At 73.3% G+C, this 4958-nt stretch carries 5 protein-coding genes; 2 read left to right on the forward strand and 3 right to left on the reverse strand.

What is annotated here, in order from left to right:
- The first annotated feature begins 180 nt into the window (after nt 1-180).
- On the forward strand, nt 181-552 hold the full coding sequence (locus ACFRMQ_RS38060; RefSeq protein WP_380735452.1) for a BlaI/MecI/CopY family transcriptional regulator: 372 nt from the start codon (nt 181-183) through the stop codon (nt 550-552).
- Nucleotides 553-703: 151 nt separating this feature from the next.
- Here the strand turns inward: ACFRMQ_RS38060 and ACFRMQ_RS38065 are convergent, their stop codons facing one another.
- The 3 genes from ACFRMQ_RS38065 to ACFRMQ_RS38075 form a co-directional block, all read right to left on the reverse strand.
- Nucleotides 704-1723: an acetamidase/formamidase family protein gene (locus ACFRMQ_RS38065; RefSeq protein WP_380735453.1), complete on the reverse strand. Its 1020-nt coding sequence runs from the start codon at nt 1721-1723 to the stop codon at nt 704-706.
- Entirely contained in the window at nt 1720-3183 is a 1464-nt protein-coding gene (locus tag ACFRMQ_RS38070) for an APC family permease (RefSeq protein ID WP_380735454.1), read from the reverse strand. Before ACFRMQ_RS38070 ends, ACFRMQ_RS38065 begins: the two co-directional genes overlap by 4 nt.
- A gap of 152 nt (nt 3184-3335) precedes the next feature.
- The gene (locus ACFRMQ_RS38075; protein ID WP_380735455.1) at nt 3336-4409 is read right to left on the reverse strand and encodes a substrate-binding domain-containing protein; all 1074 of its coding nucleotides are present in this window, start codon (nt 4407-4409) and stop codon (nt 3336-3338) included.
- A 56-nt stretch (nt 4410-4465) separates the two neighbouring features.
- Between ACFRMQ_RS38075 and ACFRMQ_RS38080 the strand changes: the two genes are divergently transcribed.
- Complete coding sequence (locus ACFRMQ_RS38080; protein WP_380735456.1) at nt 4466-4933, forward strand: MarR family winged helix-turn-helix transcriptional regulator; 468 nt, start codon at nt 4466-4468, stop codon at nt 4931-4933.
- Nucleotides 4934-4958: the final 25 nt, after the last annotated feature.

The raw sequence follows: 4958 nt of genomic DNA on the forward strand, positions 1-4958 counted from the left end.
GGACTGGGCACACCACCCGCCCACCCCCGGCAACCGGCCGGGCGCCCGTCCCCTTCACCCGGGGCGGGCGCCCGGCGCTCGCCGTACCATGGGGCCGCGTTCCGGCGGGCCACGGGCAGCGGGCCACGGGCGCCGGGCACCGGTGGTCGGTGGCCGGCTCGGCGAGGGAGACTGAGGGCGGTGCTACGGGGCTTCGGCGACCTGGAGGCCGAGATCATGGACCGGCTCTGGTCGTGGCACCGGCCCGCCACGGTGCGCGAGGTGGTGGACGACCTCCAGCGGGGGCGGCCGGTCGCCTACACCACCGTCACCACGGTCGCGGACATCCTGCACACCAAGGGCTGGCTGCGCCGTGACAAGGTCGGCCGCGCCTGGCGGTACGAACCGACCTGCACCCGCGAGGAGTACACCGCCGGGCTGATGCACCAGGCGCTGGAGACCAGCCCCGACCGGGCGGGCGCGCTGCTCCACTTCGTCGACCGGATCAGCGGGGCCGAGGCCTCGGCGCTGCTCGCCGCCCTCGAACGGGTGAGGTCGCGGGCGGCGGGGTGACACCCCGTGGGTTCGTCGCCGCACTGCGGGGACACACCCCGCGGGCCCGTCGGCATGGGGGGACCGACGGGCCCTGGGTGGGGGGTCCATGAGATTTGCCGGTACCTTGACCCGCGCGCCTGAACCTCCGCGCGCGGCCCGGCGGCGGCTCCTACCGGTGCCGCAGGTACGCCGCCGCGCTCTCGCGCAGGCGCTCGTGCAGCCCGTCGTAGGCGCGGGCCCGGCCGAGCAGGTTCTTCGGCAGCTTGGCGACCATCGTGTAGTTGGTGTCGCAGACGTTCGCCGCCGGGGCCAGCCCGGCCTGGCTGACCAGCTGGTAGGCGTCGAGCTGGTCCAGACCGAGCAGGTCGCCGGTCCAGCCGACCAGGTCGTGCTGGCTGATCCGGAACGCGTCCTCCAGCGGACGGGCGGAGCCGGTGCTGATCAGGAAGTCGTCGTTCTCCAGCCGGGGCCAGGCCGGGCCGCCGCCCTTGACCAGGTCGACGATCACGGTGGTGCGCATCGCCGCCTCCACCGCCGTGCCGCACACCTCGCCCTCGCCCTGGCGGGCGTGGCCGTCGCCGATCGCCAGCAGCCCGCCCTCGACGTTGACCCCGAAGTAGGCGGTGGTGCCGGCCCGCATCTCGGGGGTGTCCAGGTTGCCGCCGTGCGCGCCGGGGGTGATCGAGGCCAGCACCTCGCCGGCCGCCGGGGCGACGCCGACCGTGCCGTGCATCGGGTCGAGCGGCAGGTCCACCGTGAACTCGCTGTTGCGGGCCTGGAACCGGCACAGCCCGGCCTTGACGTCCAGGTCGTAGACCCAGACCCGCTCCTCCAGCGCCGGGTGCAGCATCGCGGTGTTGTGGGTCGCGGTCAGCGCGCCGAAGTGCGGGAAGGTGCTGGAGATGCCGTGGTCCCGGGCCGGAGTGATCTCCACGAAGTGCACGGCGAGGACGTCCCCGGGCTCGGCGCCGGCCACCGCGATCGGGCCGGTGACCGGGTTGAGGTAGGGGAAGACGCACACCTGGCTGGGCAGGTCGCCGGTGCCGCGCACCTTGCCGCCGAAGCAGTCCTCGGTGGTCAGTTCGATGACGGAGCCGGGCTGGACGGTGACCAGCGGGGCACGGCCGCCGAAGGTGTAGGAGTAGTCCTCCGGAGTCGGGGACAGCTTGACGATCTCGGGCAGGCTCACTGCTTCTCCTTGGCGCTGGTGGTGCCGTTCGTGGCGGCGGTGTTCACGGTAGTGGCGTCGCCACCGGCACCGGCCTCGGCCTCGGTGACGGCCAGTCGGGGCTTGCGGCCGGTGGCCATCAGCCCGGCGAGCACGATCCCGCCGACCAGCAGCCAGACGAAGCCGAGCCGCTGGGCCGCGATGTTCGCGTTGATCACCACGTACGCGAGGATCGCGAAGCCGATGGCCGGGGCGATCAGGTGCCGCCAGTAGTCCTTGCTGCGCTTGCGGACCAGGTAGTGGACGACCACCGCGACGTGCAGCACCAGGAAGGTGGTCAGCGCGCCGAAGTTGACCAGGGTGCTCAGCAGGGTGATGCCGTCCTCGCGCGAGGCCATGTAGAGGCCGAGCACCAGCGAGATCCCGGCGGTCAGCAGGGTCGCGTTGACCGGCACCCGGCGGGTGGGGTGGATCTTGGCGAGGAAGGAGGGCAGCTGGCGGTCGCGGGCCATCGCGAACAGCAGCCGGGAGGTGGCCGCCTGGGCGACCAGGGAGTTGGCGAAGCCCCAGGCCACCGCGGTGGAGGCGGCGGTGAGCGTGGCGAGCCAGCCGCCGGCCGCGGTGCGGGCCGCGTCGTAGAAGGCGGTGCCGTTCGGATCGCCGTCCCGGATCAGCGCGTCGGGGTCGGCGACCAGCAGCGAGGCGACCCAGGTCTGCACGATGAACAGGGTGCCCGCGAGCAGCAGCGCGGCGACCATCGAGCGGCCGATGGCCTTGGTGGAGTCCCGGTTCTCCTCCGAGAGGGTGGAGATGCCGTCGAAGCCGAGGAAGCTGAGCACCGCGATCGAGACCGCGCCGAAGGCCAGGCTCCAGGAGAAGGTGTGCGAGTTGTACAGCGGCGTGAAGTCGAAGCCGCGGCCCTTGCCGTTGGCGAGGGCGATGACGCCGATCACCACGAACACGGCCAGCACGACCAGTTCGCCGATCAGCATCGCCTTGTTGACCTTGTTGGTGGTCTCGATGCCGAGGTAGTTGACCACGGTGTTGAGCAGCACGAAGCCGATCAGCCAGAGCCAGACCGGGATCGACGGCACCAGGGAGTTCATCGCGACGCCGGCGATCAGGTAGAGCAGTCCGGGCACGAGCACGTAGTCGAGCAGGATCATCCAGCCCGACAGGAAGCCGACCGGGGCGGCGATGCCCCGGCCCGCGTAGGTGTAGACCGAGCCGGCCATCGGGAAGGCCCGGGACATCTGGGCGTACGACAGCGCGGTGAACATCATCGCCACCATGCCGAGCACGTAGGCCAGGGCGACCATGCCGCCGGCGCCCTGGAAGACGCCGCCGAAGATGCCGAACGGTGCGATCGGCACCATGAACACCAGCCCGTAGACGAGCAGGTCGGTGAAGCCGAGCGAGCGGCGCAGTTCTTGCTGGTAGCCGTAGCTCTCGATGCCCTGGGGAGCGGGTGTGTCGGCCATGGTGCTCTCTCTCCGTGACGACCCTGGGGGTGGTGGGGGAGACTGTAGAGGCAACTATTTCCAGATGGAAGGGTTTTGTTCCGCCATTTCATCTGGCGAGAAGGGGGGCGCCTCCGGCGGGGCCGCGCGAGACGGTCGCGCGAGGGGCGCGGTCACCCGAGGACGGCGAAGCCGAGGCCCTCCGCCCGGGCGAGGTGGATCGGCGCCCGGCCCGCGCCCTCGCGGTCCAGCAACCGCCCCGCGGCCGCCAGCAGGCCGCCCGGGGCCAGCGCCCGACGGGCCGCCAGACCGGCCAGCAGGTGGAGGCCCTCGTACAGGCCCACCGCGTAGGCGTCCAGGACCGGCGCCCACGGCCCGCACAGCGCCAGGTGCCGCTCGGCGAGGCTCTGCCGGCGCTCCTCGGCCAGCGTCGCGAAGGACGGCATGGCCGCGTACAGCGTCCCGGTGTCGTCGCCGCCGAGGGCGAGCAGGCCGTTCTCCTCCAGGGCGCCGGACAGGCGCACCAGCCGGCGGTCCAGTCCGCTGCGCCGCAGCGCCCGGTTGAAGTGCACCAGGTCGCGCCCGATCAGGCTGAGCAGCAGGGCGTCCGCGCGGGCGGCGCGCAGCTCGTCCAGCAGGGGTTCGAGCAGCCCCTCGACGGCCCCGAAGGGAACCCTCCGCTCCAGCACCACCCGGGCGCCGGCCCGCCCGGCGAGCCGCTCGGCGGCCCGGTGCACGGAGCGCGGCCAGATGTAGTCGTTGCCGATCATCGCCCATCGGGCAATCCGATGACGCTCCGTCAATTCCCTTACGGCTGAACCGAGCTGACGTGACGGATCGATCCCGGTGCAGAGCACCCCGGGCAGCCGGGAGCCGCCCTCGTGCGGCGGGGTGAAGACGTACGCGGTGCGGCCGGCGGCGACCGTCTCGACCGCCCGGTGCACATCGCTGGTGTGGCACCCGGCGAGCGCGTCCAGCGCCCCGGCGTCCAGCAGCCGGCGCACCTCGGCGGCGACCGGCTCCGGCGTGCCGCCGCCGTCCACCAGCACCAGCTCCAGCGGGCGCCCGAGGACGCCGCCGCCCGCGTTGACCTCGTGCGCGGCGAGCAGCGCGCCGTCCAGCGCGGACGGCCCGGTGAGCCCGAGCGGGCCGGACTGCGGCACGACGAGGCCCACCCGAAACGCCGCCTCCTCCCGTGCCGAGTGCAGCGCATCGAGCGGATCGATCATCCTCACCTCGACGCTCACAGTGCGAGTATCGTCGTACCGCCGATATCGGCAAAGACCGGGAAGGGGAGGGTCCGATGACCGCAGCTGGTGTCGCGCCGGAGGTCGAGGGCCGCGGCCCCGACACCGCCGGAGGGTCGCCCGCCCCGGAGCCCCTGCTGGTCGAGCTGGTCACCCTGGCCCACCGCAGGCTCTCCGGCGGCCTCGCCACCGCCCTGGCCGAGGAGGACTGCACCGTCGACCAGTGGCGGCTGCTGCGCGCCCTCGCCGACGGCCGGGGGCACGCGATGGGCGAACTCGCCCAGGCCCTGCTGATCCCCCAGGCCAGCCTGAGCCGGCTGGTGGACTCGCTGGCCGACTCCGGCTGGGCCTACCGGCGCCAGGGCGACCAGGACCGCCGCCGGATCACCGCCCACCTCTCCCGCCAGGGCCGCGCCCGGCTGACCCGCCTCGACGCGCTCGCCGCCGCCCACGACGACGCCGTCCGCCAGGCCTGCGGCCTCACCGACCCGGCCCACCTGCTCCAACGCCTCGCCGCCCTCTGACCGGCCCTTCACGCACCGACGACGG

This window comes from Kitasatospora sp. NPDC056783, from assembly GCF_042789895.1.
Lineage (GTDB): Bacteria > Actinomycetota > Actinomycetes > Streptomycetales > Streptomycetaceae > Kitasatospora.